Source organism: Citrobacter sp. Ce104 (assembly GCF_030334595.1).
Taxonomy (GTDB): Bacteria; Pseudomonadota; Gammaproteobacteria; order Enterobacterales; family Enterobacteriaceae; genus Citrobacter; species Citrobacter europaeus.
Window position 1 is genome coordinate 455995 of sequence record NZ_JAOWDP010000068.1, and the last position, 25196, is coordinate 481190.

The following is a 25196-nucleotide window of genomic DNA, read 5'->3' on the forward strand; positions in this document are numbered from 1 at the left end:
CTGTGAAAAAGGTTATTTCCCTATTTTTTCTTGTTGTTCCTCTTTTACGTCAATTAAAAATATTTTGCTTTGCCTCTCGACAGAAGGAAATTATTCAGGCTATTTTCTAAACGTGCCACCATCGTGGTAGCGTCGCTCGGACGGTCCGGGCGCTAACGTTAATCTGAGGATATTATGGCTGACTCCCGCCCTGAACGTCGCTTTACGCGTATTGATCGCCTTCCCCCTTACGTTTTTAACATCACTGCTGAGCTGAAGATGGCTGCGCGTCGGCGCGGCGAAGATATTATCGATTTCAGCATGGGGAACCCGGATGGGGCCACGCCTCCTCATATTGTTGAAAAACTGTGTACCGTGGCGCAGCGCCCGGATACTCACGGTTATTCCACCTCGCGCGGCATTCCGCGTCTGCGTCGGGCGATTTCCCGCTGGTACCAGGAACGCTATGACGTTGAGATCGATCCGGAATCCGAAGCGATTGTGACGATTGGTTCTAAAGAAGGACTGGCGCACCTGATGCTGGCTACGCTCGATCACGGTGATACTGTCCTTGTACCGAACCCGAGCTATCCGATCCATATTTATGGTGCTGTGATTGCTGGCGCGCAGGTACGTTCAGTGCCGCTGGTCGACGGCGTCGATTTCTTTAATGAGCTGGAGCGCGCGATTCGCGAAAGCTATCCTAAACCGAAGATGATGATCTTAGGTTTCCCTTCTAACCCGACTGCGCAGTGCGTCGAGCTGGAGTTCTTCGAAAAAGTCGTGGCCCTGGCGAAACGCTATGACGTGCTGGTGGTTCATGACCTGGCCTATGCCGATATTGTCTACGATGGCTGGAAAGCGCCGTCGATTATGCAGGTACCGGGTGCTCGCGATGTTGCGGTTGAATTTTTCACCCTGTCGAAAAGCTACAACATGGCGGGCTGGCGTATCGGTTTTATGGTGGGTAATAAAACGCTGGTCAACGCGCTGGCACGAATTAAGAGCTATCACGATTACGGAACCTTTACGCCGTTGCAGGTTGCAGCTATCGCCGCGCTGGAAGGCGATCAGCAGTGCGTACGGGATATTGCGGAGCAATATAAACGCCGTCGAGACGTACTGGTAAAAGGGCTGCATGAAGCCGGTTGGATGGTCGAGATGCCAAAAGCCTCGATGTACGTTTGGGCGAAAATTCCAGAGCATTACGCCGGGATGGGGTCACTTGAATTTGCCAAGAAGCTGCTGAACGAAGCGAAGGTCTGCGTTTCTCCGGGGATTGGATTTGGTGATTATGGCGATACGCACGTGCGCTTTGCGCTAATTGAAAACCGCGACCGTACTCGCCAGGCGATTCGCGGTATTAAAGCGATGTTTCGCGCCGATGGCTTACTGCCTGCCAGTGCAAAATCGGCTACTGAAACTACCGACTAACAACCCGATTCCCCAAAAGCAAACAGGAGCCTGATGGCTCCTGTTTTTTTGCTGCGTCTTTTAATTTAGATCATCAGGGCGAAAGTACCGGCCCAAACGATGACCATAAAAGAAATGCCCATAAAGAAATATTTCACTTTTCATCTCTCCGCGTACCTGAGGTACGTCTAAATGAACATATGCTTACCTGACAGAGAGCTGATGCACGCGTAAACGAAAGGGAGAATTCCCCTCGTTTGCTTGGCTGCATCACCTCAGAATTCTGAGCTTTCATGCTCCAGACGGCGCTAATGTACGCCTAAAAATGAGGCGAGACAAGAGGCATTTTTTTATTTGATTTTAATAACTTACAAGTGTCGTGATTCGGCGACAGTTTAATTTCTGCCGGTAATAAATTGCTATTGAGCGACGTAATGGTTACTCGGAGAATTCTCATATCGCCATGATGTTAATGCGGTTAATTTTTCGCGGAATTAGATAATGAAAAGGTTAAAAATGACCAGATTAATGATGTTAGCACTCGTACTTACGCCATTGACGTCGATGGCGGCCTCGCCGTTGGCATTCAATTTCAGTTGCGCAAGTATTGGTGGTGTGAATAGTGATGGTAAAGGCAATGTCTGGATTGATGGCACGAAGGCGACGGTGAAGGCTTTTAATGAAAACTATTGGGAAGCAAGAAGCGGTAACAATACCGTTTCTATCTCCCGCAAAGATGACGGGAATCCGGATATTTCCTGGAGCGGGCCGAATCGAAAGCATGGGGTATGCCTGCCTGAAGACAATATTGACTTTTCCGGGGCAAAAAAACCGGCCAGCAACGGGCCTTCTTTTTCCTGCGCTGCGGTAGCAAAAGGCAGTATCGAAGAGGCTATCTGCCAGAGCCCTGCGCTCTCAGCTATGGATATGGCGCTAAATGGGGCCTACAAGCAGGCGCTGGTGAAATCGGGTAATAACCCGACGCTCAAAGCAGAGCAGCGCGGCTGGGTGAAAGGGCGTAATGAGTGCTGGAAAGAGCAGGACAAGCCAGCCTGTATTGCCCGTAACTATAATGAGCGAATGACTGAACTCCAGAACAAGTGGGGCGTTAAGTAATTCAACTGCGGAAAAAAAGAAAGGCCTTACGGCCTTTCTTTTTAGATATATAACGAGGCTTCACCCATCGGGCGAGTTTTGAAGCGGCGGTGGATCCAGAGATACTGCTCGGGTGCGCGCATGATCTCTTTTTCGATAATTTTGTTCATATACGCTGCAGCCTGGCTTTCATCTGTCGGATAACCTTCCATTTGCGGGGTGATGAACAGGCGGTAACCGGAGTTATCTGCTTTTCTCACCATGGTTACCGTCAGCATTGCTGCGCCCGATAACCGTGACAATACGTAAGTGCCGTTAGTGGTCGCAACGTTTTTGACTGCGAAGAACGGGGCGAATGAACTCCCTTTGCGACCATAGTCCTGATCGGGGGCAAACCATACGGCCTCGCCTTTTTTCAGGGCACCGACAATACCACGCAGATTATTTCTGCCGATCATGGCCTTGTTAGAGCGCATACGACCGCGGGTTTGGATCCACTCCATCAACTTATTGTTGTGCGGGCGATAGGTTGCCATCATCGGTTGGCAAAGCCCCATTACGCGACCACCTAACTCGAGCGACATAAAGTGTACGCCTACAACCATCACGCCACGGTTTTGCAATTGGGCGCGTTTCAGGTTGTCGAGCCCTTCTACGTCAAACCATTTACGCACCCGGCGGTCCGGCCAGAACCAGGCCATACCTGTTTCAAGCAGTCCCATGCCGAGTGAACGAAAGTTCTCATCGACCAGCTTGTCTCTTTCATCTTGCGACAGATTCGGGAAACAGAGTTCGAGATTTTTACGTGCAATAGATTCACGGCGTTTCAAAAATGGACGAGCAAGCGTTCCTGTACGGGTACCAAGAAAACACAATACGGGATAGGGAAGTTGTATCAGTAACCAGAGCACACCAACACCAAACCATGTGAGCCAGTAGCGCGGATGCAAAAACGCGCGTGAAAATTTACATTGGGGGAACATAAGCACCTGTTGTTGATACGAAATAGATGTATCGCGAAGATTCTTTGTCAGTCGCTTTACACTCTGCACTGATCGTTAGGCCGCCATGAACGACATTGGTTCCTGTAAAGAGTGTAAAACTGAGTCAGGACAAAACCACGAGGGGGCATGAATGATCGGACGCACAATGTACACCCGAAGATTAATGTCAGCCAGAAATAATTACTCAAGATTCGTAAATGTTTTTAGGGCGATTAAGAACAAAAATTAACCTATATATAATTCGTTGTTTTTATGCAGATTAAATAACAGTCTGTTGAAGAGTTAACAGTACGCAGGCGAATGACATATGTAACTAAGATGTTGCTTAAATTGCATGAAGATAGGAACTATCTTAGAATATAAAGTTAAGGGAGTGTAAGGACTTAGGTTAAGTTTATGGCAGACAGGAGGTATCGCTATGTTCTATTTCTGGATCTTTCTTGCACTGAGCATTTTGTGCGTCAGTTGCTATATCTGGCAGGTTATGGGCGCTGCGGCGTCAATCAGCGCTTTTCTCGGTATGGCCATCCTTACGGCATTAATTTACGTTTTTACTATGCGGTTGACCAATGGTAACGAAATGGTAACCGGATTATTCCTTTTTCTTGCCCCTGCATGCGGTTTGATTATTCGCTTTATGGTTGGCTACGGTAAGCGATAATTAGGAATGTTACTATTAGCAATACATTATCACACAGAGCGACTTATATTTATCTGAGTTATTGCAGTGCCAGCATCGCTGGCACTTTTTTGCGAAACCTACATCGATTACCGGGCATCTGCCAACTGGAGTGAGGCTTCCTCTTGCTGAGCATTTTTTCGCTGTTGTTCAAGCTCCAGCGCGCCACGATGAGAGAGGTAGCAGAACAGGATGCAGCAGACAATCCCACCCATCAACAGATAGAATCCGCCATGCCATCCCATTTTGTCGACCATCACGCCAAACAGACTGGTTCCCAGGGATGCGCCAAAAATGTAGCTCATGAATCCGCGTAACCCGACCGCAGAACCTACCGCGAAACTGGGGACAATTTCCATCGTCTGAACGGACGCGAGGAACTGCGGAACATAAATCAGGCAACCCACGATGGCGGCAAAAATAGTGACCATCACTAACGATTCACTTTTCCAGTAGCCGATCAGGCAGACGAAAATCAGCGCCATACAGATCATAGCCAGCGGCATGCGGCGGCCTTTAAACAGTTTATCAGTGAGCCAACCCGCCAGTAATGTGGATGGAATTGCCGCCCATTCGAAAAACAGGAACGCTACGCTCATTTGTTCTTTCGAGAAATGTTTTTCGGTTAATAAATAAATTGGCAGCCAGCTTATCATGCCAAAACGCACCATATAAACAAAGACGTCTACCAGTGAAACATACCAGGCATTCTTATTGCGCAGGACATAGGTGCAGAAGATCTGGAAGGCGCTCATATTTTCTGGCGCTTCGACAACGTGTCGGGTATTTAATACGACTTTTTCTTCCGGCATCATTTGCTCTAGTGCCGGTAAGCCTTCCTGACGCGGTGAGCCTTTCCCCAGCAGCAGTACAATAAAAGCAAACAGTACGGCAACGCCGGCTGGGACAATATAGCTGGCGCTTTGCCAGTGTTCGCTCCCCAAAATGGCAAAGGCGGCACCAACAATCGGCGCGACAATACCTCCGCCAACGTTATGTGAGATATTCCAGAATGCGCCAACGCGTCCACGCTCTTTACGTGGAAACCAGTTAGCGATGGTAATAAATGAAGGGCCGACGCCCATCCCCTGGAACAAACCGTTGAAAACGACCAGAGCGGCAAAAATCCAGAATCCGGTACTGAACCCCAGGCCTACGTTGACGATAGCACACAGGATCAAGCCGCATGCCATGAAGACTTTTGGGCTGGCCTTATCTGCCAGACTGCTCATTATGCCTTTACTGATCCCATAGGCAATAAGCATGCAACTGCTAAGTAAGCCAATCTGCGTAGCACTGAGATCCAGATGCTCTTTCAGGTATGGAGTTGAGAGCGTGAAGTTATTGCGCACAATATAGTACGCAAGATAGCCAAGAAATACGCTGAGTAATGCCTGCATGCGGTATCGGCTATAAGTAGCCTGGACTTTCTCCGCCGGGACTTTATTTGCCGCTGGCCCTGCCTTAAATATTGATAACATATCATCACCTAAATTTATATTGATGTGAATATCAGGATTTTTCGCAGTGAAGAGTGAAATAGATGGCAGAGAAACTCAAGTTGATGAAATGAGTCACTATTGACACAAATTGTGTGTTGCGTAGCTGATTTTGACTCTTTTTAAATAAAGGATTTTAAAATCTATTCTTTTACGGGAATTTTTATCTTCGGTGTGTGCGGATATTAACAAATTCAGACCGCATTTTCGGGTATTCTTTACTGATGTCGTCACTTTCCGTTTGGTTATTGTACGAATAACCTTATTCTTCTCCCCCTGCGGTGATAAACGGGTAAGTTTTGTCTCAATATTATTTTTTGCACATGTTGGTATTTATGAACGGGATCACAAACAGACTTTTGGGTCGGGGGCGCTTTTGGGCGATCTTGCTCTGTTTTATGTCGCTGTCGGTGAGTAGTCTGGCTTTGGGGAAAGAACTGGTGATGGCGACTACTTTTTCCCCAGGGGCAACGGCCTGGATTATCCAGCGCTGGCAGACGGAGCCAGGGTCAGTGATGATTCGCACGTTAAACCGGACCAGCAGTTCACTGGAACAACTGCTTGATACTGCCAATGCGGAAAACGTCGATCTGATTCTGACCTCGTCGCCCATGCTGTTGCAGCATCTTCAGGAGCATCAGAAGCTGGCGCCCTTCGATAATGTACTGCCGGAAAGCCAGCGGCTGGTGCCTGACTCGATTCGTTCTACCTCCGTGGCAGTTGCGATATCTGGTTTTGGTCTGCTAATTAACCGTTCTGCGCTGGCGGCGCGTCATTTGTCGCCTCCTGCTGACTGGGGGGATTTAACGCAACCTAAATATCAGAACGCGTTGTTAATGAGTAGCCCGTCGCGTTCCGATACCAACCACCTGATGGTTGAGTCGCTGCTGCAGCAAAAAGGATGGGAAGAGGGCTGGGCGACGCTGTTGGCCAGTGCCGGTAATCTGGTCACTATTTCATCTCGCAGTTTTGGTGTGGCCGACAAAATTAAGAGCGGTCTGGGCGTGGCGGGGCCGGTCATTGATAACTATGCCAACCTGTTGCTATACGATCCGCACCTGGCTTTTACCTATTTTCCTCGCTCGGCGGTTTCGCCTACTTACGTTGCCGTTCTTAAGAACAGCCAGCACCCCAATGAAGCGCGTCGATTTATCCGTTATCTGTTAAGCCCTGAAGGGCAGCGGATCCTTGCCGATGCGAACACGGGAAAATATCCGGTTACTCAGCTCGCGCCTGATAACCCACGCGCGGCTCAGCAGGCAATTTTGATGAGCCAGCCAGCGCTTAATTATCGCCTGATCCTTAAGCGACAACAGCTGGTACAGCGGATGTTTGATACCGCGATCAGTTTTCGACTCGCGCAACTGAAAGATGCATGGCGGGCGCTCTACAGTGCCGAAGCGCGCCTGAAACGCCCACTACCCGAAATCAGAGCGCTGCTGACCAGCGTTCCGATAGATGCCAGGAACAGTGAAGATGAGGCCTGGCTTGCGCAATTTGATAATAAAAGCGTGGCCGAACAGCAGATGATGGAGTGGCAGTTGTGGTTTCTTAAAAATCAGCGTCAGGCGATTTCCAAACTGGAAGAGTTAAAATGAAAGGTGGATCGATACTGCAACGCCTGCGTCAGCTCAGCATCAGCAGCAGCCTGCGGGGCGCTTTCCTTACCGGCGCATTACTGACGCTGAGCGTAAGCTGCGTCAGTTTGTACTCCTGGCATGAGCAAAGCTCGCAGATACGTTATTCGCTTGATGATTACTTCCCGCGCGTGCATTCCGCTTTTTTGATTGAAGGGAATCTCAACCTGGTTGTGGATCAACTGAATGAGTTCCTGCTGGCCCCCAACACCACGGTAAGGTTGCAGCTACGCAATCAAATAATCTCCCATCTGGATAAGATTGAGGTGCTGAGCCGGGGCTTGCAACCGACAGAGCAGCAGCAACTGGCAGTGCTTTTGCAAGACAGCCGGGCGCTGATGGCGGAACTGGATCGGGTGCTCTACAACCTGTTCCTTGTACGTGAAAAAGTGAGCGAACTTTCCGCGCGCATAGACTGGCTTCATGATGATTTTACTACCGAGCTGAATTCGCTGGTGCAGGATTTTACCTGGCAGCAGGGGACGTTGCTGGATCAAATCGAGGCCAAAAATGGTGATGCTGCGCTGTATCTCAAACGTGCCAGAGAGGTGCAAAACGAGCAGCAGCAGGTCTACACCCTGGCAAGAATTGAAAATCAGATCGTTGATGATTTACGCGACAGGCTCAATGAACTGAAGTCGGGTAGTGACGACGGCATGTTGGTGGAAAATCACATCCGCTATCTGGAGAACCTGAAAAAAACGGCGGATGAAAATATCCGTACCCTCGATGACTGGCCCAGTACGATAACCCTGCGGCAAACTATCGACGAGCTGCTGGAAATCGGCATGATGAAAAATAAAATGCCCGATACCATGCGCGATTATGTCGCCGCGCAAAAAGCGCTGGTTGATGCCAACCATACCCGAGAGGCAACGCTCGGGCGCTTTCGAACGCTGCTGGAAGCGCAGTTGGGAAGTAGCCATCAGCAAATGCAGATGTTTAACCAGCGGCTGGAACAGATTGTTCGCGTCAGCGGCGGACTTATTTTGCTGGCTACGCTGCTCGCGCTACTTCTTGCCTGGGGGCTTAACCACTACTTCATTCGTTCTCGGCTGGTGAAGCGTTTTACCGCGCTCAACCAGGCCGTGGTGCAAATTGGTCTTGGCAGAACGGATGCTACTATCCCGGTTTATGGGCGCGATGAGCTGGGGCGTATTGCAGGCTTGCTGCGCCATACTCTGGGTCAGTTGAGTGCGCAAAAAAATCAGTTGGAGCAAGAAGTGACGGAGCGTAAGGAGATTGAGTCCGATCTCCGGGCGATGCAGGATGAACTGATCCAGACGGCAAAGCTGGCGGTGGTCGGTCAGACCATGACCACGCTGGCGCATGAAATTAACCAACCGCTAAATGCGCTGTCGATGTACTTGTTTACGGCGGGAAGGGCAATTGAGCAGGGCCAATCCGCTCAGGCCAGAAGTACGTTGGCTAAAGCAGAGGGGCTGATTACCCGCATCGATGCCATTATTCGTTCACTGCGTCAGTTTGCGCGTCGGGCCGAACCGGGCGCGCCTTTGCATCCGGTCGACCTACGACAAACGTTCAGCGCTGCCTGGGAACTGTTGGCTATGCGGCATAAGCCGCAGCAGGGCACGCTGACGCTTCCAGACCGGAGCGTGTGGGTGGCAGGTGATGAAGTGCGTATTCAGCAGGTGTTGGTAAACGTCCTGGCAAATGCACTGGATGCATGTCCGACTGCCGCGCGCATAGACGTTCACTGGCAGGCTGAGGGCAGCCAGTTGTGCGTCTTTGTCTGTGATAACGGTCCCGGCTGGCCAGAGGCGTTATTGCCATCACTGTTAAAACCGTTTACCACCAGTAAGGATGTGGGTCTCGGTATTGGCTTATCGATTTGTGTATCGTTAATGACGCAAATGGACGGCGAACTGCGCCTGGCCTCGACGCCGGGTCATAATGCCTGCGTCGTTTTGCAATTTAATCTGACGGATGTAAACGATGTTGAGTGATGAATATTCTGTTCTGCTGATTGATGATGATGCCGATGTTCTCGACGCTTACACCCTGTTGCTTGAACAGGAGGGGTATCGTGTCTGCGCATGCAGTAACCCTTTTGACGCCCGAAACTGGCTGCAGGCCGACTGGCCGGGAATTGTGCTGAGCGACGTGTGCATGCCTGGCTGCAATGGAATTGATTTGATGACGTTGTTTCATCAGGATGATAATCAGCTGCCGATCCTATTGATCACCGGACATGGCGACGTCCCTATGGCGGTAGAGGCCGTGAAGAAAGGCGCATGGGATTTTCTGCAAAAGCCGATCGATCCCGGCAAACTGCTGTCGTTGGTAGAAGATGCGCTGCGCCAAAGAAAATCCGTGATTGCTCGTCGCCACTATTGCCAGCAAAAGCTCCAGGTTGAACTGCTTGGCTACAGTGACTGGGTCAATCAGTATCGCCAGCGCCTCCAGCACCTGGCTGAAACGGACATTGCCGTCTGGTTTTATGGCGAGCCGGGAACGGGGCGTATGACTGGCGCTCGTTATTTACACCAGCTTGGGCGTAATACCGAAGGGCCGTTTATCCGTGGGGAATTGACGTTAGAGAATGCGGGGCAACTGAATGACCTTATTACTCAAGCGCAAGGGGGAACGCTGGTCCTGAGCCATATTGAGTGCCTGACGCGTGAACAACAGCACCATCTGGTACATCTGCAAAGCCAGGAACGGCGTCCGTTTCGCCTGATAGGTATTGGCGCTACATCGCTGGTGGAACTGGCGGCAACCAATCAGATTGTGGCCGAACTCTACTACTGTTTTGCGATGACGCAAATCGGCTGCCAGCCTCTGTCACAGCGCCCGGATGATATTGAGCCGCTGTTTCGACATTATCTGCAGAAAGCCTGTCTGCGCCTGAACCATCCCGTGCCCGAGGTTGAAGGAGATTTACTGAAAGGCATGCGGCGTCGTGTGTGGTTAAGCAATGTCCGTGAACTGGCGAATGCCGCCGAGCTTTTTGCCGTTGGTCTGCTTCCACTGGCTGAAACAGCGAATCCGCAGCTGCATCTGCCCGAACCGACACCGCTTGACCGTCGGGTTGAAGAGTACGAGCGGCAGATCATTACTGAAGCGCTAAATATCCATCAGGGACGTATTAATGAAGTCGCGGAGTATTTACAAATCCCGCGTAAAAAACTCTATTTACGCATGAGAAAATACGGGTTGAGCAAAGAACACTATAAGTTTTAGTGGCCAGGATCGGGGAGGAGGAGACGTTGACAGTATTTCGGTGGCGGCGTTAGCGTTCACCGAAATATGCGATGAAATTCCGGGTGATTATTGGGATGTTTCGCTTACCACATCAGATCATCAGGAATGACAAAATCAGCATACGGATCGTCTTCATCCTTCGCTTCCTGGCTCAGTTCGCAATTAAGCACGATATAGCTTGCATCGCGCTGGGCAATCTTGTCGGCGACGACTGCCGGAATGATGGCGTATTCGCTCTCGCTACCACTTTCAGCCGTCAGACGGGCAATGGCCAGACGGCCCTTGATCAACTGAGACTGGGTCACCTTATCAACATAGACTTTTTTGATCAGATTATTGTCAGTAAAGTTGTAACCAATATCGCCACGGGTAATGGTGATTTTATTCATTTCAATCAGTTGCTTGATCTGCGCTTTATACTCTTTAGACAACGCGGCCTGCTTTTGTTGTTCGCTGAGTTGCTTATCACGCTCGATCTGCGCTTTTTTATTCTCTTCAACCGCTTCTCTGGCTTCACGAGCCTGAACGCGCGATTTCTTCGCCGTTCTCTGCACTTTCGCCATTTTTTTGCTGCTGACCAGACCTGCTTTAAGCATCTGTTCTTGTAGGGTAAGTTTTGTCATTGTCGCTTCTAATCCAAAAAAATCGTTGTAAGGATTATAACCTCAACGTTCGGCGGGATGCCAGATAATGGCCGTGTGACAACAGTTACCTCCAGCAATTGTAACTGTTATGGGGCTGACTCTTTTTTATGAATCGTGTTGATAGTTACCCAATTTCTCAAACTTTAATAATATGCTAAATAAATTGAAAAAATGAGATAAAGATTCAATGAGGCTTTGTGTTACAGATGTTTGTATTGTCGGTTATAATCAAATAGAGTTATTTTGGCAGATATTCAATCTATAAAACAACCACTTGCTTCTTGATAAAATTTAAAGTGCAGCCTCTTCACGCCGATAACCATAATGAAAATATGGACAATGGAGGGGAGTAGCATGTGGTGGGTTTATCGAATGCCGATGAAAATGAAGTTAATAATCGCGCTACAACCACTATTACTGGCGTTATGTTGGTTTGCAGGTTCAGGAATATTGACGCGCATTGAGACAGAACGGCAGATGGAGAATATTGCCCAGCTGACAGCGCTCGCTCGCAGTGCCGGAAATGTGGTGCATGAACTGCAAAAAGAACGGGGAATGAGTGTCGGATTTCTGGGCGCTGCAGGGAAAACGTTCAAAGATGAGTTAAATGCACAACGGGCTTTGACCGATCGCGAGATTGAGGTTTTCGTGCGCTCGTTGTCCGATACTGCATTACCGGAAGGGGATGTTGCTACCTCTGTCGCTGCGTTTAAGAAAAACATTCTTTCGCTTGCCACCATCCGGGAAAATGTCACGCAGTTGGGGCTTCCAGCCGCAGATGTGGTGAAGTTTTACACCAACGTCATTGCTGATGTGCTGAGTTTTGTCGGCAAGTTGGGACAGTTGACGGATTCTGGCGAAATGGCAAACGCATTCGCCGCCTACTACAACCTGCTGAATTTGAAAGAACAAGCAGGTATTGAACGAGCACTGTTATCAAATATTTTTTCCTCCGGTCATTTCGCCGAAGGACAGTTACATCAGCTCAGTGATGTCGTCAGTAAACAGAACGTCTGGCTGGCACAATCGTTGCGCCTGAGCTCGCCGGAACAGGCGGCCATGTTGAAAAATCGCTTACAATCTGCAGAAGCGTCAAAAGCCCTCTCATTTCGTGAAACCGCGTTTAGCCATGCCGCCAACGGTGGATTTGATGTCGATCCAACTGTCTGGTTTAAAGTACAAACCCAGCGTATTGAAGTGATGCGGCAGATAGAAAATGTGACGGCGAATCTTCTGTTGGCGAATGCGGAAAAACTTGCACAGGATGCACGAAAAAACTGGCAAATATATATGGTCGTCAGCTTGTTAGCGCTACTGGCATCATTGACCTTTGCCGGAGCCATCGCAGTCAATATGCATCGCCAATTCAGCGACACGCTGCGCAAGATTGCGGGTATGAATGGCGATCTGACTCAACGTCTGGCGACGCCGGGTAAAGATGAGCTTTCCTCACTTAATCGTGCCTATAACACCATGCTGGAAAGTATTCAGCATATCGTACAGGAGATTAAACAAGGCTCCGTGGTTTTGTCCGATGCCAGCAGCAGTATTACGGCGGGTAATCAGGATCTGGCCCAACGCACGGATGAACAGGCAGCATCAATAGTACAAGCCGTGGCCAGTATGGAGCAGCTATCAACGACGATTACGCAAACGGCGGATAATGCCCGTGAAGCGGAGCATCTGACAATCAGGCTGGAAAAAGAAGTTCGGCAGGCGAGCAACGTTGCCAGTGCGGCGAACCAGAGTATGGGGGATATTCGCGCTTCCAGTGAGAAAATATCGAATATTGTCACCTCAATTGATGATATATCGTTTCAGACCAATTTGCTGGCGCTGAATGCGGCAGTGGAAGCAGCGCGGGCGGGAGAGATGGGCCGGGGATTTGCGGTTGTGGCCAGTGAAGTGCGGAATCTTTCGCAACGTTGCGCCAAAGAAGCTAACCAGATCCGCGAGCTGGTTGCGCAGAATATGGTCAAAATTAGTGAGGGCGTTGAGCGTGTCACGGCGTCTGCTACCGCGCTGGAAGCGGCGGCGGACAATACCACCAGTATGAAGCAATATATTGCGGATATCGCGCGTGTGGCGACGGAACAGTCGCAAGGGGTAACCCAAATAAACCTGGCGCTGCGACCGATGGAGCAGGTTACTCAGCAAAATGCGGCGCTGGTTTCTCAGGCTGCGAGCGACAGCCAGCGGCTGGACAATCTGTCGGTCACCATGAAGGGGCTGGTCAATCGTTTTGTTGTCTGACATGACGCCGCTGTACCGATCCGGTAATCGCGTCGGATCGGTCAGTTGTCTTCATCTTTGTGTGATGATATGAAGCAAATATTGGGCGGGTTAAGAAAAGATTCCTGACATAGCAATCTTGTCGCTGGTAAAGTGAGCAACCGATACCGAGATGTGGCCAGAAGGGAATTCCGTGTGACTGAACGTATTGATTATGAGACTGAAAAATACAGTTTTACTGAGGCGACTGAGAGTTCCCGCCTTAGGGGCCAGTGGGCTGATGTTATTACTGAATGTCGGGAATTGAAGGCGGGGCCGCAAGAACGTCTGCGTATTGCTTTATTGAATGTAGACTATGTGACCAGTTTTGAGCTGCCTTTCCGCTTGTTATTACTCCGTACTCCACAACTGATTGCCAGCGTGCGTGAAGAGTTGCAGCTTAGTCAGAAAAACGTCATCTTTAACGGCAAACGCTTTGGTTGTGTTTACAGCCTGAAAGCGAATCTCGACGGGATCCCGGATGAATTTCAATACCGTCTGTCGCATCGTATCCGACGCATTGGCCCTGCAGGTTCAAGCGAAGCGCCATATCAGCAGATTGCTAAAGCGGTAAAAGCGCCGCGTGAACGACTGAAGCTGGCTCTGGAGTCTGGTCTTGATGTCACGGCTCTGGATGGGCTTTTCTGGTTTGGCAGCCAACGTATAGCTGCTGACGTACTGAGGCTGAGAAAATCGGGGATGCGGATAGCTACAGAGCAGACGATAGTGTCCGACAATCTGACTGCAACAGTGAGGAATGTGCCGTTTTATCGCCAGGCCCTGTGATGAACTGACTGGTAAATGATTGGATTTAAGCAGGAAGCATTAATTTCAGAGTGTCCCCTGCAGACATCACAAAATAGACGTAACTACAGGGAAGATAAGAGGATTTGCAGAAGTGAAGAATTTTATGCCCGCATTTATGCCCACAAAGGCAAATCATGAGGCGTTTTTCAGAGGGGATTGGTAGCTGCGTTTCCAGTTCTGGTAGTCGGCATACATCCATCGTGATGTGCGACCAAGTTTGATTGGCTTGGGGAGTTTTCCTGCGTTTATTTGCGAATAAAAGTATTTCGCTGTGTAGCCAGCATCTTCGATCATGAACTTCATGTCAATAAGAGAGTCGTCGCGTAGTTCTCGCATTGGTTTCATCTCCGGTTTGGAAATCGAACCTGTAAGCCAGGCAAAAAGAATGCCCTCACAATGTAGGGCAAATGGGGGATAACGTGGCAGTGCATTCGCACCCAATAGCCAGCTCATAACTGGCTATCAGTTGCGTCATGCGTCTTCATCGTCCCACCATTCTTCGTCATCACCTTCGTGACAATCGGAGAGAAGCGGATTTGTAGCTGATAGCATGTCACTTGCTGCGCCTCTGCGTTGAAGGCGGCGTAGCGCCTCATATAATTCGAAGGCTTCAGTTCTCTCATCACCTATTTCGAGAGAGCAAGCTACCTGATGAGCTTCTGGAGCTAGCTCGGCTAACTTGTTGCGAATATCCTGAATGGTGCTCATATCTCTCCTCATGCCGCCCGCATAGCGCGGAGGCTTTTTAAGTGTTCTGCTGTTTCAAGTTCGGCGCGTATCTGTGCCGCCTCGTGTGGGTCGAGGTGCTCAAAGTCATTGTTAAAGCGGTCGATTGAAGCGGTGTTGATCCGTCCCTGTCGCCAGTAGCGGACTATCTGTGATGTGACGGAGTGAATTATTACCGGCCACCCGGCATTGTCAGCGTATATCTGACCCCGTTGAATTAGCTGGAACATTGGCAGTCTCCTGTAATTTAAGGATGACAATCATTGCTGCACGGAGTGGTTTTTCATCTTCAGTAGTGAATCTGGAAATGACCCCGAATGCGGTAGGCCATGCCTGTGGTAGCGTGTGACGGTATGGAATGACGGCGATATTATTTGCTTCGATAATGGGCCATGCGTCTGTCGGGTTGTTGCATGGGTTGAATACACCACGTTCAACTTCCACTTCTACGGCATCACCGCCAACAACATCACCTTCATATGAGATAAGAACCATCGCGCCGCCATCTCCTTCTTTGTAGTCTGGAGCGCCGCCATGAATAGCCTCAAACACCGCGGTGTTTATCTCGAAATCACTCAGCTTGCTGTAATCCATCACATCCTCCCAATCTTCTTACGCAATTCCATATTGCTCTGGCAATCAACGCACATCGTGCATCCCGGATACGCTTTCCTGCGCTCATCAAGTAATTTGTCACCGCACTCCTCACAGTGCGTTGCTGATACTGCTGAGTGGTTGAGTCTGTGTGCCTGAATAGCATGGTCGCGCATCATCTCTTCGAGAGCGCTGGCCTGGTCGATGATTTCTGATGTCATGATTGCTCCTCTGGGAATTCAAATGGGGAAAATTCAACAATCTCCCACTCCCATCCGGGCGCAATCTCGCAACGACCATATTCGTCGTACTGCCCTTTGAACCAACTACATTCAATGGCGTAGGTTCCATCAGTTGGTAGATGGTCATCGCGGTTTTCGATGATTTCCTTCTCAATAGCCTGTAAATCACTAATGGTGCAAGCGCCGCGAACTCCACAGATATATGGCTCGCAAGCATCATCCATTACGAGTAAATCGATTGTTACCTTGCTCATAATCAGTACTCCATGAACTGTCGGTTAATTCGGTTGAAGGTGAACGCGAGAAAATAAAAAGGCCGACATAGCGACCTTGTAATTCGTTTGGTTAGCGTCATGCTGCCTCCGTCGTCTTTTTGAAGGAGTGAGCTATTCGCGCTGATGCGATTGTCACGTAATCGGGGTTTAGGTCGATGCCAATGAAGTTAAAACCTTCCTCAATGGCTGCCCGGCCGGTGCTTCCGCTCCCCATCCACGGATCCAGAACGGTACCGCCGGGCGGAGTAATCAACCTGCATAGGTAGCTCATCAGGGCGATCGGCTTAACAGTTGGGTGATTGTTCTTCGCGCCATTGGTACGCCCAGCACCGGCGCGCGGGTCGTTAATTCCGACGCTTCCCTCTTTGCGTCCACCGGTCATGTCACTGGCTGAAGTAGCTATGAATCGCTCGAGGCCTTCGTCGCGCTCCTTCGGTTTTACCTTAGCGCAGTAAAAGAACCGCGCTGCGCTCTTACTGCTATCGATTCGTGGCGTTGATTCATGACGTCGGTCCATTTGCCCGTAGCAGTTAGCTGATCCCATTTTTGAGCTTGGCTCATTACCGGTTAATGCTCCTTGCTGACCTTTCGCATCCGGGAACGCTGACACGACAACATCACTTCCGTCGTGAATGATGTTTGCCGGCCAGCGACCCTCTGGTGCCTGTTCGTAACCACTAACCGGGTCGGTACCGTCACGCTGATGTGAAAGCAGGACTCCAGCGCCACCGCTAAGCGACTCATCAGTTTTTATCCGGCAGGAGTCGATATTTATTGCGCCGGTACCATGCTCGGTCATGTTGGCTGAAACAGTCTTCTTGAAAGGTTTGCGAGCCATGACGATCGGCTCATGGGCTGGTTTTAACGCGGTACCCCATCCATCAAATTCACCATCAAGATTATGTGACTTGGGAAATCCGCTACCGTAAATCCAGAGGATTTGGTCCCTGATTTCGAAACCAGCATCCTCAACGTTAACGACAAGGCGGTGATAGGTCCGGGACCCACCGAAGGCCAGCAGGTGTCCGCCAGGCTTCAGAACGCGCAGGCATTCCTGCCACTGTTCAACGGTCGGGACCTCGTAATCCCATTTGTGGTTCATGAAACTCAGTCCGTACGGTGGATCCGTCACGATGGCGTCAACTGAGTTATCAGGCAGCGTTTTCAGAACGTCCTCACAACGCCCGACGTGAAGTTGATAGGTCATGCGTCCTCCGGTTTATGCTTGTCCCATCCATTCCGCTCAATATTCACCTGCAGCCGCTTATCTCCGACCTCTTCGATACTCCGACCGGTAATCTCTGCTACTTCTGCGTTGGTGTAGCGCATGAGCGCTGATAGTTCTTCTATGCTCCAGACTTTCATCAGTCGCTCCTTATTTGTCCGTAACGACCGCGATATTTACGCATACGGTCATCAACGTAATCAGGTTCTACAGGTCCAACTACCATCCATCCCGGCCTGAATGACGCTTCTAAGTTGGCGAACCAGACTTCCTTTTCGTGCAATTCCAGAATCCTGTCTTCCATGATTGGCTTCTGGAAATCGTCATTAGCGATAGCTGCAAAGCAACGAGCCAGCACCTCTTCTTTAGTGCCGGATCGCTTTGGTGGGCGCAGATATCCCGCCCCATGAAGAGGTGATGACATTTGATGCTCCTGATTAAATGGCGTGGATAGCGTGACGAGGGAATGGAAGAGTTACCGGTGCAAAGGGAATATCATCGTCGAAATTCATGGGCGGCTCGCTGTGCTGCGCAGGTGCGTTTTGCGGCTGTGCTTTCGGGGCTTGCTTGCTGGCTGCTTGCTGTTTGCTGTCACCAGCGCCTCCTAGCATCTGCATCACGCCATTAATGCCAACGTGGACTTCCGTGGTGTAGCGGTCTTGGCCTGACTGGTCTTGCCATTTCCGAGTGCGTAGCATCCCTTCGAAATAAAGCTGATCGCCTTTTTTGACATACTGACCGACTACCTCAGCAAGTTTCCCGACAACCGCCACGCGATGCCATTCAGTTACCTCCTTTTGTTCGCCAGTCTGCTTATCCCGCCACTGCTCTGATGTTGCCACTGTCAAATTCGCGAACGCCGTTCCTGATGGTGAGTACCTAACCTCCGGGTCTTGTCCGACCCGGCCTAAGATGATCACCTTATTAACGCCTCTACTTGCCATTTATGCCGCCTGTTTGAGTTCGTTTATCCTGATGTTCATTGTCTGAACGCATCTGTTCTGAGCATCCTCATTACCAGCCATCAGTTGCCAGTCATGTTGATACCGCTCAATTAGTTTTTTCTTATCCGTTTCCGAGGCTGCATATTCACTGAACTCCCTCAGTATTTTTTCCACATCAACCGGTTCGGAGTTTTTATTGCTTTCTGATGTTGTTGATTGGTTATGCTCGTCTGGAGTTGCCCAGGCTGGCAGGGAAGGAGGGAACCAGTAAAATGTTGTGTTGTCTTTAAGTTTCGCTCGGTTCCATCCTTGTGATTTTTCGGTAGATACCTGAGCAAACCCTTCTTCCAGTTCGTATAGATATCTTCCGATCCCCCATTGCACAGCGGCGCGTTTCATCGCCCCTGATCGACCACCCTTAACAGCCTCGACTTGAGTCTGCTCTGCTGCATCCCACTTGGTGATCCATTCGTCACCAACTTTTATTGATATACCGCACTCGACGCCGCCATTATTCGGAATGTCTCGGTATTCGTTCTTCCAGCCAGCCTTGCCGCAAACATCATCCAGACGCTTCATAATCGCCCGGTTGGTAACGTAGGCCAGAACCATGGCCCACACTTTGCCAGCGCCAGTCTTTCCGCTTTGCTGTATTCGCCATTCGATATCACACGTATGGAATGGCTCATCTAATTTGCTCAGGTCCATATGACACCTCAGAATGGAAGTTCGGAAGGGTTAGCCAGGAACTCGCATTTATTCATGCGCTCACGTTTAGCCATGGACAGGCAAAAGCTTTTCATCGACTTGTTACCTGACTTGCGCCAGTAGAGCGCCTCTGTGACGTGGTACTGGCGCTTAATCCGGCTTAGTTCTGGTGTTGTTGCTAAATCAACTGGGATCATCTTTCACCTCAGTAGTTAATTTGTGTTCTCGGTACCAGGCCATCCATCAGCGCTTTCAGGACTTCGATCGCCTGATCACGTGAGATGCTGGTATTAGCAGTGAGTGCGTTTACGATTTCAGTGCCGACGGCCTTGCGGTGCTTAACATCTGCTTCACGCTTTGCCTTTTCGTCAGCGATACGCTTCTCTTCTGCCAGACGTGCGGCTTCTTTCGCTTCTGCTTCACGCTTAATTCGATCTGCTTCTTCCTGAGCTTTACGCTGTTCCGCTTCAATGGCTGCTTTCTTCTCTGCTTCAGCTTTCGCTGCGGCGTCTTTAGCTTCCTGCTCTGCGCGTTCTTGTGCTTGTTTAGCCAGCAATTCAGCCTGAGCTTTTGCTGCAATCGCATCCTCTTCACGTTTCTTCGCTGCCGCCAGTTCAGCCGCTGCTTTCTCTTCGGCTTCGCGCTTGGCCTGTTCTGCTGCCTGACGCTTCAATTCCTCTTCATGAGCAATTCGCTGGCGTTCCGCTTCCGCTTTTTTCTCTGCCAGTTCACGGTCGAATGCGTCGTTCATCAGCAAAGCAATTTCATGATCGGATTCGAATTGCTTCCGGTCTTCCTCGGCTTTAATCCGGGCGGCTTCCTCTGCCTTAATTCGTTCCTGTTCTGCCTCCCACTCTGTTAGCGGTCGGCGCACTTCATCTTTCAGAGCGTCCAGACGTTCACGAACAATGCGGCGACTTTCATCAATCTGCTTTGGCAATGCTTTCAGTTCTGCTACAAGGTCTTTACCGGCGTTGTCGATGTACGTTTTTGAACGCGCAACCTTGTGGGCCATGGAGGCGATAGCATCACGACCTTTCTTGGTGGATACATCCGGCACCAGGCTGCGAGCTTCTTTCTCAATTTTTTCAATGATGGGATCGAGTTGCTCGTTATTGGTGAATACAGCCATTGCGCTCGATTTTTCGATAACGACTAAATCCGTTACTTCACTCATGGTCTCTCCTGAAATTTGGTTGTGCGCTTCCCGTCTGCGATAGCCGGACGAGTAGGGGGAATGGGTTGGAATTAGTGCTGAATAGGGTTTCCGCGTCCGTCTAGAAGGACGTCAATCACACAGTCAGTGAGCCGGATAATCTCTGCATCGGTGTGCAGGTACACCCATCTGCGCTCCTGAATGACTGCTGATACGCGATATGTGCGGCCCTCATGCAACGCCATCATTCCAGGCATTACGCACTGGCGAATCATTGGCGTCGTTCCGTAATGTGAAATCATGATTTACCCTCCACCTGCTGCAATAACCCGGCAAGTTCCATTTGTCTGCGGTTTAATGTGAATGACTCTCTTGGTCTATCTACAGATGTAAGTCGCCAAACATTTTCTGTGGTTTGTCGGATGGTGTACTGCTTTCCATTGTGGGTGACTGTCATGAAGGATCGTCCTGTTTCAGACTTTCAAGATACTCATGCGGGTCGTCGTAGCGCTGGCATTCGCTGTACCAATCAACCCAGCGATCGTTAAGTTCCATCTCCTCAAGGTCTTGGTCGGTAAGGCTTTCGTCAAACATCTGAAGTCCATTTGCATTGCTGTAATCTGGCTTGATGTTGTTGTCATACTGGAAAGCATCGTAATCAGCCAACGCGCTCATCATTCGCACACCTTCTTCGACGCTGCTCACATCAACAAAGAAGGGTTTGCCTGGAATCTGTGGGATATGCCATACACGTAATTTATTCATAATCATCTCCGCGCTTAAGCCGCGCTGCTGAGCTAAAGACCTCTGCATGCAATTTTCATCGCTGCACATTGTTAAGCGGTGGATAGCCGCCATTCATAACTTGAGACACTCGTAAATGACTCCAGGTATGAGCAATAAAAAACCCGCCGGAGCGGGTCTGTTTGATTTCTTCAATTCGATGTTTGGTTTTCATCATAAGTGATGTTCAACGCCAGCGTTGCGAAGCCAATTTTTGTTGCGCTGCCATGACTTTCCATGTGCTTCAGTTCGTGACGGCTGAAATTGGTATGCCCGGGCGCTCCATCTTCAATCCTAACTGTGGGCAATTCGCTAAACTTGCTCGCCGGGTATGCGTATTCATTGCCGGTGGACTTGACTCGAATTATTATTAATTTATCAGTGACCATCGCCTTACCCTCTGTTTGCATCGTGAGCTAATAAAAAGGCCGCCTAAGCGACCTGGTTTCTTTCCATTAAAATTCGTGCTGCATCCATCACTGATTCGCATCCAGTCAATGGCTCAGTGAAAGCGTCAGCTACGTCTTGACCGGCTGAGTTAAATGCCTTTTCAAGCAGTTCATCACCATTAGAACCGCCAAAAACTGGACCAAGCGTTAGCTCTGCGCCATCAATGCGAATGCTGATACTCAATTTCGGCTTATCGTCGTCATCTACATCCTTTGTGATTAAAACTTGCCGTCCATTGGCTTCAAAAAGCTTTGCCCATCTCTCCATTTCCTCACCTCATAAGTTAATTAACGCGCCGTAACCGATTTTCTCGGAATTCTTTGTGGTGCGGTGCCGGGGTGCTTATCTTCCCGGTTACTGTCTGGCAGTTGCATTTCACCGCACTACAAAACATTCCGTTTGCATCCAATTGCCGTTCATCCTGAACCCGCCTGGTGCCCGACGCATGGTTTACTGTCGCGCCGTTCGACTGACCGAAACGCTGTGTTGTTTCGATGGGATAAAGATAACCTTAGTTATGAGTAATGGCAATAACCTAATTTATATTTATAATCACATAAGTTATATGTTCATGATAACTAAGTTAATTTATTTTTGTAAAGAATCGGGGTTGGCGGTATTTAGGTAATAAAAAACCCGCCGAAGCGGGTTTGGTTATGAGGGGAAGGCTGTTACATCACCAGATAGTAGATGTCCAGAACATGCGTCCGAGTATTTCTACATCTTCAATGTCGGCCTCTTCATCTGGGTACTCATCAGAGTTGAAGCTGCGTATCACGATGCGTGTAGGGCTGACGCGGTAAATTGATTTTAGTCTCTTCCATCCGTCCTGGCTGATTGCATAAACCTTTCCATCCACGATCTTCTTATCGTTTGTGTTTATGGCAACCGTCGTTCCTTCTGGGATCATCGGCTCCATGCTGTTTCCGGATGCCGGGAAGCAAAGCACGCTGTCTTTTTGGGCTCCAACTTTACGTAGCGTGGATTTTGCAAATCGTAATTTAAAGCCGTTGTAATCTTCTTCAATGCAAGAACCGTTACCGCAAGCCAGCTCAATATCTTTCAGATATGGCACTTCGACCTCGTCATCAGGAAGATCTGTTTTGCTATCCCAAGCATCAATACTTCCCCATTCACTCTCTGGAGGAATGGAGGAGTCACCACGGCTTCCGTAGCGCATCTCACCTACACCAGAACTTAACCACTCAGGACGAACATTTAGGGCATGCGCAAGCTCAACCATTTTACGGCTGCCGTTAGTTTTTCCTGAAGTCATCTTCTGAATGGCAGGTTGAGAGATACCCACCTTTTCTGCCAACTGACCCTGGGATATGCCAGCGGCGCTCATTGCCGCATTCAGTCTTTCTGCAAATGTTTTCATGTCACCAAATATATAACCGAGGTTATGCAGAGTAAAATAACAAAGGTTATGGACATTGCTCATAACTTGAGTTATCTTTTCATTAATCCAGTAATCGGATAGGAAAAATCCATGAACTTAGTTATTCAACGAGCTTTGAAAATCGTTGGCAGCCAAAAGCGACTCGCAGACGTCTGCGGTGTCAGCCAGCCAGCGGTACACAAATGGCTGAATGGCGGTTCTGTCTCACCAGAGAAGGTGAATGCAATCGTCAATGCCACAGGTGGCGAGATTAAGGCGCATGAAATCAGACCTGATCTCCCTGAGTTGTTCCCTCATCCGGCGCCATAAAACGCCTGATGTACCGCCAGTAATAACCGAACGGCCCGGTATATGGTCGGGTGCCCGGCGTAGTCATGGATGACTGTCAATGGTGCACGATAAAAAGAACAAACGATTTATCAATTAACTATTTAACACCAAGGAAAATATATATGGAAATCAACTCAATTAACCGCAACAAGGTCAATGCCCGTCGCATTGAGTCCTGGTTGCTTAACCGTATCGCTATGAAAGGTGGCAACAACGTAGCTAAAGAGATCGGCGTCGATAAGGCACAGATAACCCGCTGGAAAGAAACGTGGCTGCCGAAGATGGCAATGCTGCTGGCAGTTCTGGAATGGGGTGTTGTTGATGACGATATGGCGCGGTTGGCAAGAGAAGTAGCTGCGGTGCTCACAAAGAAAAATCGCCCGGCGGCAACCGAGCGATCTGACCAAATCACGATGGATTTTTAACAACTATTTGCGGGGTTAATTATGCCAAACCAGTCAGGAAAAGCAAACCCACACCCCACTCACAAATGTTCGTTTTGCGGGAAAACCAATAACGACGTTGCAACGATCATCACAGAAGGTAGCGCATGTATCTGTGATGAGTGCGTGTATGTGTGTGTGGAAATCATCTTCAAGCAGAACAGGAGAACTCATAGTGAGCATGATGTTAATGGTGAAAGCCATGCAAATTAAGGTCGGCAACCCATTACGTAAGCTCGTTCTCCTGAAGCTAGCTGACAATGCCAGCGATCAGGGAGAGTGCTGGCCTAGCTATCAATATATCGCTGACCAGTGCGAAATCAGCAAGCGTTCAGTCATGAGTCACATTGATGATCTTTGCCAATCAGGATTGCTGAAAAAAGTCTTCAGGAAGGGGCCGAAAGGCAATTCTACAAACATCTACATCCTCACTTTACCTAGTGCAGGAGATTCACTACCTAGTGCAGGAGATTCACTACCTAGTGCAGGAGATTCACTAGGGGGTAGTGCAGGAGCTGCACCCAGAATCAGTCACTCTTTTGAACCAGTCAATGAACCTAACTCTCTCTCTGGGCGCGAAGGATTTATGAGCGAAGCTGCAAAGCGTCGTATTGGCATATCACCCGGAGGCGAAATTCCTCTTCCACCGATGTTCAAGCCAAACGAAGAACACATAGCGATGGCGAGAGAGAAGGGAGTGAGCATTGAAACTGAGTTGCTCAACTTCAAGGATTACCACACTGCGAGAGGAACCATGCTTCTTGACTGGAATTCAGCATTCCGCGTCTGGATCAGAAACGCACGTGTTAACCCGCTCACCAGAAAGCAACGTAGTGAACCCGAAACTCCACACTGGAACAGCCGAGAGGGCTGGGAGGACTTCCTGTGACAATGCAACTGATGACAGCCATTCAGAACCGTGATGGAGAAGCAATGGCCCGGATGTCCGGAAGCCACGATCCGAAAAACGTAATCAACATCGAAGCCGAGAACCTAGTCGACTCACTGTTTCGCCAACTGAAGCAAATCTTCCCAGCGGCATCGCAGACCAACCTGAAGTCAGATTCTGACGAGAAAACGGCAAAGCGCCAGTGGATCGCCGCATTCTCTGAAAACGGAATACGCAGCAGAGAACAGCTTTCCGCAGGGGTGAGACACGCCAGAGCTAGCGAGTCACCTTTCTGGCCTTCCCCCGGGCAATTCATCAAGTGGTGCAAGGACAGCAGTACAGTTCTTGGAATTAACCTGTCTGATGTGATGAATGAGTTTCATCGCTACAGCAGAGAAAAAGGCGTTCACACTGGCGGCGCGGAGAGGTTCCCATGGTCACATCCTGTCATGTACTGGATTATCACAGATACGCGACGGGCCATGTATCAAAGGCAACTTAGCGAAGTTGAAACTGAAAAGTTCGCAGCTAAAAAGCTCGAGGAATGGGCGCTAAAAGTAGCTGGAGGCGAACAAATCCCACCACCCGTTATGGCTATTGAGTGCAACTCTGATGTCATTCCAGTAACCCATGAGAGCCGAAATATCGGTTACCACCCTGAAGGAAAAACATTTGGCTGCATGCCTAACGCTGCAACTTTGGGGGCGCTTACTCCAGCGCAGTGGCTATGGGATGAATATCTCAAAGGGAAGGCCGCTGGCCTTATCAGGTGAAGA

Annotated in this window: 35 protein-coding genes; 13 read left to right on the plus strand and 22 right to left on the minus strand. The window is 49.5% G+C overall.

From position 1 onward, the window contains the following. Positions 1–174 precede the first annotated feature (174 nt). On the plus strand, positions 175–1413 hold the full coding sequence (gene alaC / locus OGW16_RS20560) for an alanine transaminase (protein ID WP_286518738.1): 1239 nt from the start codon (positions 175–177) through the stop codon (positions 1411–1413). A gap of 65 nt (positions 1414–1478) precedes the next feature. Here alaC and ypdK read toward each other — a convergent pair whose 3' ends face one another. Then, positions 1479–1550 (minus strand): membrane protein YpdK, encoded by a 72-nt coding sequence (ypdK, locus tag OGW16_RS20565; RefSeq protein WP_010723117.1) that lies wholly within the window; start codon positions 1548–1550, stop codon positions 1479–1481. Positions 1551–1893: 343 nt separating this feature from the next. Here ypdK and OGW16_RS20570 point away from each other — a divergent pair, with 343 nt between their 5' ends. Beyond that, the gene (locus tag OGW16_RS20570) at positions 1894–2508 is read left to right on the plus strand and encodes a lysozyme inhibitor LprI family protein (RefSeq protein WP_286518739.1); all 615 of its coding nucleotides are present in this window, start codon (positions 1894–1896) and stop codon (positions 2506–2508) included. A 41-nt stretch (positions 2509–2549) separates the two neighbouring features. On the opposite strand, the gene lpxP is transcribed toward OGW16_RS20570, so the two are convergent. Beyond that, a complete protein-coding gene (gene lpxP / locus OGW16_RS20575) occupies positions 2550–3470 on the minus strand; it encodes a kdo(2)-lipid IV(A) palmitoleoyltransferase (protein WP_043017096.1) in 921 nt (306 codons plus the stop codon). Positions 3471–3909: 439 nt separating this feature from the next. On the opposite strand from lpxP, the gene OGW16_RS20580 reads away from it, so the two are divergent. Next, a complete protein-coding gene (locus tag OGW16_RS20580) occupies positions 3910–4152 on the plus strand; it encodes a YfdY family protein (RefSeq protein WP_043017095.1) in 243 nt (80 codons plus the stop codon). 107 nt (positions 4153–4259) lie between these two features. Here OGW16_RS20580 and pgtP read toward each other — a convergent pair whose 3' ends face one another. Further along, positions 4260–5651 carry a phosphoglycerate transporter PgtP gene (gene pgtP / locus OGW16_RS20585; protein ID WP_043017094.1) on the minus strand — a complete coding sequence of 464 codons (1392 nt, stop codon included), beginning with the start codon at positions 5649–5651 and terminating at the stop codon, positions 4260–4262. Between the two features lie 416 nt (positions 5652–6067). On the opposite strand from pgtP, the gene pgtC reads away from it, so the two are divergent. Genes pgtC through pgtA form a run of 3 tightly spaced genes read left to right on the plus strand, consistent with a single transcriptional unit; the run spans position 6068 to position 10510 of the window. Next, positions 6068–7267: a phosphoglycerate transport regulator PgtC gene (pgtC, locus tag OGW16_RS20590; protein ID WP_286518965.1), complete on the plus strand. Its 1200-nt coding sequence runs from the start codon at positions 6068–6070 to the stop codon at positions 7265–7267. Positions 7268–7278: 11 nt separating this feature from the next. Continuing rightward, positions 7279–9273, plus strand: a complete 1995-nt coding sequence (pgtB, locus tag OGW16_RS20595) for a two-component system sensor histidine kinase PgtB (RefSeq protein WP_170928031.1) — start codon at positions 7279–7281, stop codon at positions 9271–9273. Further along, positions 9263–10510, plus strand: a complete 1248-nt coding sequence (gene pgtA, locus OGW16_RS20600) for a two-component system response regulator PgtA (RefSeq protein WP_080626272.1) — start codon at positions 9263–9265, stop codon at positions 10508–10510. Before pgtB ends, pgtA begins: the two co-directional genes overlap by 11 nt. 104 nt (positions 10511–10614) lie before the next feature. Here pgtA and OGW16_RS20605 read toward each other — a convergent pair whose 3' ends face one another. Next, positions 10615–11154 carry a DUF2058 domain-containing protein gene (locus tag OGW16_RS20605; protein WP_043017090.1) on the minus strand — a complete coding sequence of 180 codons (540 nt, stop codon included), beginning with the start codon at positions 11152–11154 and terminating at the stop codon, positions 10615–10617. A gap of 375 nt (positions 11155–11529) precedes the next feature. Between OGW16_RS20605 and OGW16_RS20610 the strand changes: the two genes are divergently transcribed. Together OGW16_RS20610 and OGW16_RS20615 are read left to right on the plus strand one after the other, a co-directional pair. Next, positions 11530–13428 carry a methyl-accepting chemotaxis protein gene (locus OGW16_RS20610; RefSeq protein ID WP_047409736.1) on the plus strand — a complete coding sequence of 633 codons (1899 nt, stop codon included), beginning with the start codon at positions 11530–11532 and terminating at the stop codon, positions 13426–13428. Positions 13429–13602: 174 nt separating this feature from the next. Further along, a complete protein-coding gene (locus tag OGW16_RS20615; protein WP_043017088.1) occupies positions 13603–14232 on the plus strand; it encodes an ECs1377 family protein in 630 nt (209 codons plus the stop codon). Positions 14233–14385: 153 nt separating this feature from the next. On the opposite strand, the gene OGW16_RS26395 is transcribed toward OGW16_RS20615, so the two are convergent. From OGW16_RS26395 to OGW16_RS20705, 18 genes are all read right to left on the minus strand, one after another. After that, a complete protein-coding gene (locus OGW16_RS26395) occupies positions 14386–14706 on the minus strand; it encodes a helix-turn-helix transcriptional regulator (protein WP_321203136.1) in 321 nt (106 codons plus the stop codon). A gap of 18 nt (positions 14707–14724) precedes the next feature. Beyond that, positions 14725–14961, minus strand: a complete 237-nt coding sequence (locus OGW16_RS20625; RefSeq protein WP_286518740.1) for a hypothetical protein — start codon at positions 14959–14961, stop codon at positions 14725–14727. Between the two features lie 8 nt (positions 14962–14969). Then, positions 14970–15209 carry a DUF4222 domain-containing protein gene (locus OGW16_RS20630; protein WP_286518741.1) on the minus strand — a complete coding sequence of 80 codons (240 nt, stop codon included), beginning with the start codon at positions 15207–15209 and terminating at the stop codon, positions 14970–14972. Then, positions 15172–15573: a phage protein NinX family protein gene (locus tag OGW16_RS20635; protein WP_286518742.1), complete on the minus strand. Its 402-nt coding sequence runs from the start codon at positions 15571–15573 to the stop codon at positions 15172–15174. Before OGW16_RS20635 ends, OGW16_RS20630 begins: the two co-directional genes overlap by 38 nt. Continuing rightward, complete coding sequence (locus tag OGW16_RS20640) at positions 15573–15794, minus strand: TraR/DksA family transcriptional regulator (protein ID WP_286518743.1); 222 nt, start codon at positions 15792–15794, stop codon at positions 15573–15575. The genes OGW16_RS20635 and OGW16_RS20640 overlap by 1 nt, the downstream gene beginning before the upstream one ends. Beyond that, entirely contained in the window at positions 15791–16069 is a 279-nt protein-coding gene (locus tag OGW16_RS20645; protein WP_286518744.1) for a hypothetical protein, read from the minus strand. The genes OGW16_RS20640 and OGW16_RS20645 overlap by 4 nt, the downstream gene beginning before the upstream one ends. A gap of 97 nt (positions 16070–16166) precedes the next feature. Beyond that, on the minus strand, positions 16167–17297 hold the full coding sequence (locus OGW16_RS20650; RefSeq protein WP_286518745.1) for a DNA-methyltransferase: 1131 nt from the start codon (positions 17295–17297) through the stop codon (positions 16167–16169). Next, entirely contained in the window at positions 17294–17455 is a 162-nt protein-coding gene (locus tag OGW16_RS20655) for a hypothetical protein (RefSeq protein WP_286518746.1), read from the minus strand. The genes OGW16_RS20650 and OGW16_RS20655 overlap by 4 nt, the downstream gene beginning before the upstream one ends. After that, positions 17455–17739, minus strand: coding sequence for a hypothetical protein (locus OGW16_RS20660; protein WP_286518747.1), 285 nt, complete (start codon positions 17737–17739; stop codon positions 17455–17457). Before OGW16_RS20660 ends, OGW16_RS20655 begins: the two co-directional genes overlap by 1 nt. A gap of 13 nt (positions 17740–17752) precedes the next feature. After that, entirely contained in the window at positions 17753–18259 is a 507-nt protein-coding gene (gene ssb, locus OGW16_RS20665; RefSeq protein WP_181633874.1) for a single-stranded DNA-binding protein, read from the minus strand. Next, complete coding sequence (locus OGW16_RS20670) at positions 18260–18967, minus strand: Rad52/Rad22 family DNA repair protein (protein ID WP_181633873.1); 708 nt, start codon at positions 18965–18967, stop codon at positions 18260–18262. An 8-nt stretch (positions 18968–18975) separates the two neighbouring features. Then, the gene (locus tag OGW16_RS20675; RefSeq protein WP_071697797.1) at positions 18976–19164 is read right to left on the minus strand and encodes a hypothetical protein; all 189 of its coding nucleotides are present in this window, start codon (positions 19162–19164) and stop codon (positions 18976–18978) included. A gap of 8 nt (positions 19165–19172) precedes the next feature. Beyond that, positions 19173–20144 carry a coiled-coil domain-containing protein gene (locus OGW16_RS20680; protein WP_286518748.1) on the minus strand — a complete coding sequence of 324 codons (972 nt, stop codon included), beginning with the start codon at positions 20142–20144 and terminating at the stop codon, positions 19173–19175. 71 nt (positions 20145–20215) lie between these two features. Then, positions 20216–20425 carry a cell division protein FtsZ gene (locus tag OGW16_RS20685; protein ID WP_286518749.1) on the minus strand — a complete coding sequence of 70 codons (210 nt, stop codon included), beginning with the start codon at positions 20423–20425 and terminating at the stop codon, positions 20216–20218. 151 nt (positions 20426–20576) lie between these two features. Next, complete coding sequence (locus OGW16_RS20690) at positions 20577–20888, minus strand: superinfection exclusion protein (protein ID WP_286518750.1); 312 nt, start codon at positions 20886–20888, stop codon at positions 20577–20579. 170 nt (positions 20889–21058) lie between these two features. Then, positions 21059–21295, minus strand: coding sequence for a hypothetical protein (locus OGW16_RS20695; RefSeq protein WP_286518751.1), 237 nt, complete (start codon positions 21293–21295; stop codon positions 21059–21061). Positions 21296–21338: 43 nt separating this feature from the next. Continuing rightward, complete coding sequence (locus OGW16_RS20700) at positions 21339–21623, minus strand: hypothetical protein (protein ID WP_286518752.1); 285 nt, start codon at positions 21621–21623, stop codon at positions 21339–21341. 409 nt (positions 21624–22032) lie between these two features. After that, the gene (locus tag OGW16_RS20705) at positions 22033–22737 is read right to left on the minus strand and encodes an XRE family transcriptional regulator (RefSeq protein WP_286518969.1); all 705 of its coding nucleotides are present in this window, start codon (positions 22735–22737) and stop codon (positions 22033–22035) included. A 111-nt stretch (positions 22738–22848) separates the two neighbouring features. Here OGW16_RS20705 and OGW16_RS20710 point away from each other — a divergent pair, with 111 nt between their 5' ends. The 5 genes from OGW16_RS20710 to OGW16_RS20730 all read left to right on the plus strand — a co-directional run bounded on the left by OGW16_RS20710 (position 22849) and on the right by OGW16_RS20730 (position 25193). Then, a complete protein-coding gene (locus OGW16_RS20710; RefSeq protein ID WP_080096710.1) occupies positions 22849–23067 on the plus strand; it encodes a transcriptional regulator in 219 nt (72 codons plus the stop codon). A gap of 143 nt (positions 23068–23210) precedes the next feature. Further along, on the plus strand, positions 23211–23513 hold the full coding sequence (locus tag OGW16_RS20715) for a CII family transcriptional regulator (RefSeq protein ID WP_112778466.1): 303 nt from the start codon (positions 23211–23213) through the stop codon (positions 23511–23513). Positions 23514–23534: 21 nt separating this feature from the next. Further along, positions 23535–23744, plus strand: a complete 210-nt coding sequence (locus tag OGW16_RS20720) for a ClpX C4-type zinc finger protein (RefSeq protein ID WP_286518753.1) — start codon at positions 23535–23537, stop codon at positions 23742–23744. After that, the gene (locus OGW16_RS20725) at positions 23713–24420 is read left to right on the plus strand and encodes a helix-turn-helix domain-containing protein (protein WP_286518971.1); all 708 of its coding nucleotides are present in this window, start codon (positions 23713–23715) and stop codon (positions 24418–24420) included. The genes OGW16_RS20720 and OGW16_RS20725 overlap by 32 nt, the downstream gene beginning before the upstream one ends. Before the next feature lie 2 nt (positions 24421–24422). After that, positions 24423–25193: a replication protein P gene (locus tag OGW16_RS20730; RefSeq protein ID WP_233638886.1), complete on the plus strand. Its 771-nt coding sequence runs from the start codon at positions 24423–24425 to the stop codon at positions 25191–25193. The last annotated feature ends 3 nt before the right edge of the window (positions 25194–25196 follow it).

What these genes read in the sequence shown, in the direction of transcription:
- OGW16_RS20625 (WP_286518740.1), bottom strand. Translation starts at nt 14,961, where the DNA reads ATGAGCACCATTCAGGATATTCGCAACAAGTTAGCCGAGCTAGCTCCA.
- OGW16_RS20580 (WP_043017095.1), top strand. Translation starts at nt 3,910, where the DNA reads ATGTTCTATTTCTGGATCTTTCTTGCACTGAGCATTTTGTGCGTCAGT.
- OGW16_RS20635 (WP_286518742.1), bottom strand. Translation starts at nt 15,573, where the DNA reads ATGGATTACAGCAAGCTGAGTGATTTCGAGATAAACACCGCGGTGTTT.
- OGW16_RS20705 (WP_286518969.1), bottom strand. Translation starts at nt 22,737, where the DNA reads ATGAAAACATTTGCAGAAAGACTGAATGCGGCAATGAGCGCCGCTGGC.
- ssb (WP_181633874.1), bottom strand. Translation starts at nt 18,259, where the DNA reads ATGGCAAGTAGAGGCGTTAATAAGGTGATCATCTTAGGCCGGGTCGGA.
- OGW16_RS20640 (WP_286518743.1), bottom strand. Translation starts at nt 15,794, where the DNA reads ATGACATCAGAAATCATCGACCAGGCCAGCGCTCTCGAAGAGATGATG.
- alaC (WP_286518738.1), top strand. Translation starts at nt 175, where the DNA reads ATGGCTGACTCCCGCCCTGAACGTCGCTTTACGCGTATTGATCGCCTT.
- OGW16_RS20605 (WP_043017090.1), bottom strand. Translation starts at nt 11,154, where the DNA reads ATGACAAAACTTACCCTACAAGAACAGATGCTTAAAGCAGGTCTGGTC.
- OGW16_RS20730 (WP_233638886.1), top strand. Translation starts at nt 24,423, where the DNA reads ATGCAACTGATGACAGCCATTCAGAACCGTGATGGAGAAGCAATGGCC.
- OGW16_RS20700 (WP_286518752.1), bottom strand. Translation starts at nt 21,623, where the DNA reads ATGGAGAGATGGGCAAAGCTTTTTGAAGCCAATGGACGGCAAGTTTTA.
- OGW16_RS26395 (WP_321203136.1), bottom strand. Translation starts at nt 14,706, where the DNA reads ATGAGCTGGCTATTGGGTGCGAATGCACTGCCACGTTATCCCCCATTT.
- OGW16_RS20570 (WP_286518739.1), top strand. Translation starts at nt 1,894, where the DNA reads ATGAAAAGGTTAAAAATGACCAGATTAATGATGTTAGCACTCGTACTT.
- OGW16_RS20670 (WP_181633873.1), bottom strand. Translation starts at nt 18,967, where the DNA reads ATGGACCTGAGCAAATTAGATGAGCCATTCCATACGTGTGATATCGAA.
- pgtC (WP_286518965.1), top strand. Translation starts at nt 6,068, where the DNA reads ATGTCGCTGTCGGTGAGTAGTCTGGCTTTGGGGAAAGAACTGGTGATG.
- OGW16_RS20685 (WP_286518749.1), bottom strand. Translation starts at nt 20,425, where the DNA reads ATGATTTCACATTACGGAACGACGCCAATGATTCGCCAGTGCGTAATG.
- OGW16_RS20695 (WP_286518751.1), bottom strand. Translation starts at nt 21,295, where the DNA reads ATGGTCACTGATAAATTAATAATAATTCGAGTCAAGTCCACCGGCAAT.
- OGW16_RS20675 (WP_071697797.1), bottom strand. Translation starts at nt 19,164, where the DNA reads ATGATCCCAGTTGATTTAGCAACAACACCAGAACTAAGCCGGATTAAG.
- OGW16_RS20645 (WP_286518744.1), bottom strand. Translation starts at nt 16,069, where the DNA reads ATGAGCAAGGTAACAATCGATTTACTCGTAATGGATGATGCTTGCGAG.
- pgtA (WP_080626272.1), top strand. Translation starts at nt 9,263, where the DNA reads ATGTTGAGTGATGAATATTCTGTTCTGCTGATTGATGATGATGCCGAT.
- OGW16_RS20710 (WP_080096710.1), top strand. Translation starts at nt 22,849, where the DNA reads ATGAACTTAGTTATTCAACGAGCTTTGAAAATCGTTGGCAGCCAAAAG.
- lpxP (WP_043017096.1), bottom strand. Translation starts at nt 3,470, where the DNA reads ATGTTCCCCCAATGTAAATTTTCACGCGCGTTTTTGCATCCGCGCTAC.
- OGW16_RS20690 (WP_286518750.1), bottom strand. Translation starts at nt 20,888, where the DNA reads ATGAATAAATTACGTGTATGGCATATCCCACAGATTCCAGGCAAACCC.
- OGW16_RS20680 (WP_286518748.1), bottom strand. Translation starts at nt 20,144, where the DNA reads ATGAGTGAAGTAACGGATTTAGTCGTTATCGAAAAATCGAGCGCAATG.
- OGW16_RS20660 (WP_286518747.1), bottom strand. Translation starts at nt 17,739, where the DNA reads ATGTCATCACCTCTTCATGGGGCGGGATATCTGCGCCCACCAAAGCGA.
- OGW16_RS20630 (WP_286518741.1), bottom strand. Translation starts at nt 15,209, where the DNA reads ATGTTCCAGCTAATTCAACGGGGTCAGATATACGCTGACAATGCCGGG.
- OGW16_RS20725 (WP_286518971.1), top strand. Translation starts at nt 23,713, where the DNA reads ATGATGTTAATGGTGAAAGCCATGCAAATTAAGGTCGGCAACCCATTA.
- pgtP (WP_043017094.1), bottom strand. Translation starts at nt 5,651, where the DNA reads ATGTTATCAATATTTAAGGCAGGGCCAGCGGCAAATAAAGTCCCGGCG.
- OGW16_RS20610 (WP_047409736.1), top strand. Translation starts at nt 11,530, where the DNA reads ATGTGGTGGGTTTATCGAATGCCGATGAAAATGAAGTTAATAATCGCG.
- OGW16_RS20655 (WP_286518746.1), bottom strand. Translation starts at nt 17,455, where the DNA reads ATGAAAGTCTGGAGCATAGAAGAACTATCAGCGCTCATGCGCTACACC.
- OGW16_RS20720 (WP_286518753.1), top strand. Translation starts at nt 23,535, where the DNA reads ATGCCAAACCAGTCAGGAAAAGCAAACCCACACCCCACTCACAAATGT.
- OGW16_RS20715 (WP_112778466.1), top strand. Translation starts at nt 23,211, where the DNA reads ATGGAAATCAACTCAATTAACCGCAACAAGGTCAATGCCCGTCGCATT.
- OGW16_RS20650 (WP_286518745.1), bottom strand. Translation starts at nt 17,297, where the DNA reads ATGACCTATCAACTTCACGTCGGGCGTTGTGAGGACGTTCTGAAAACG.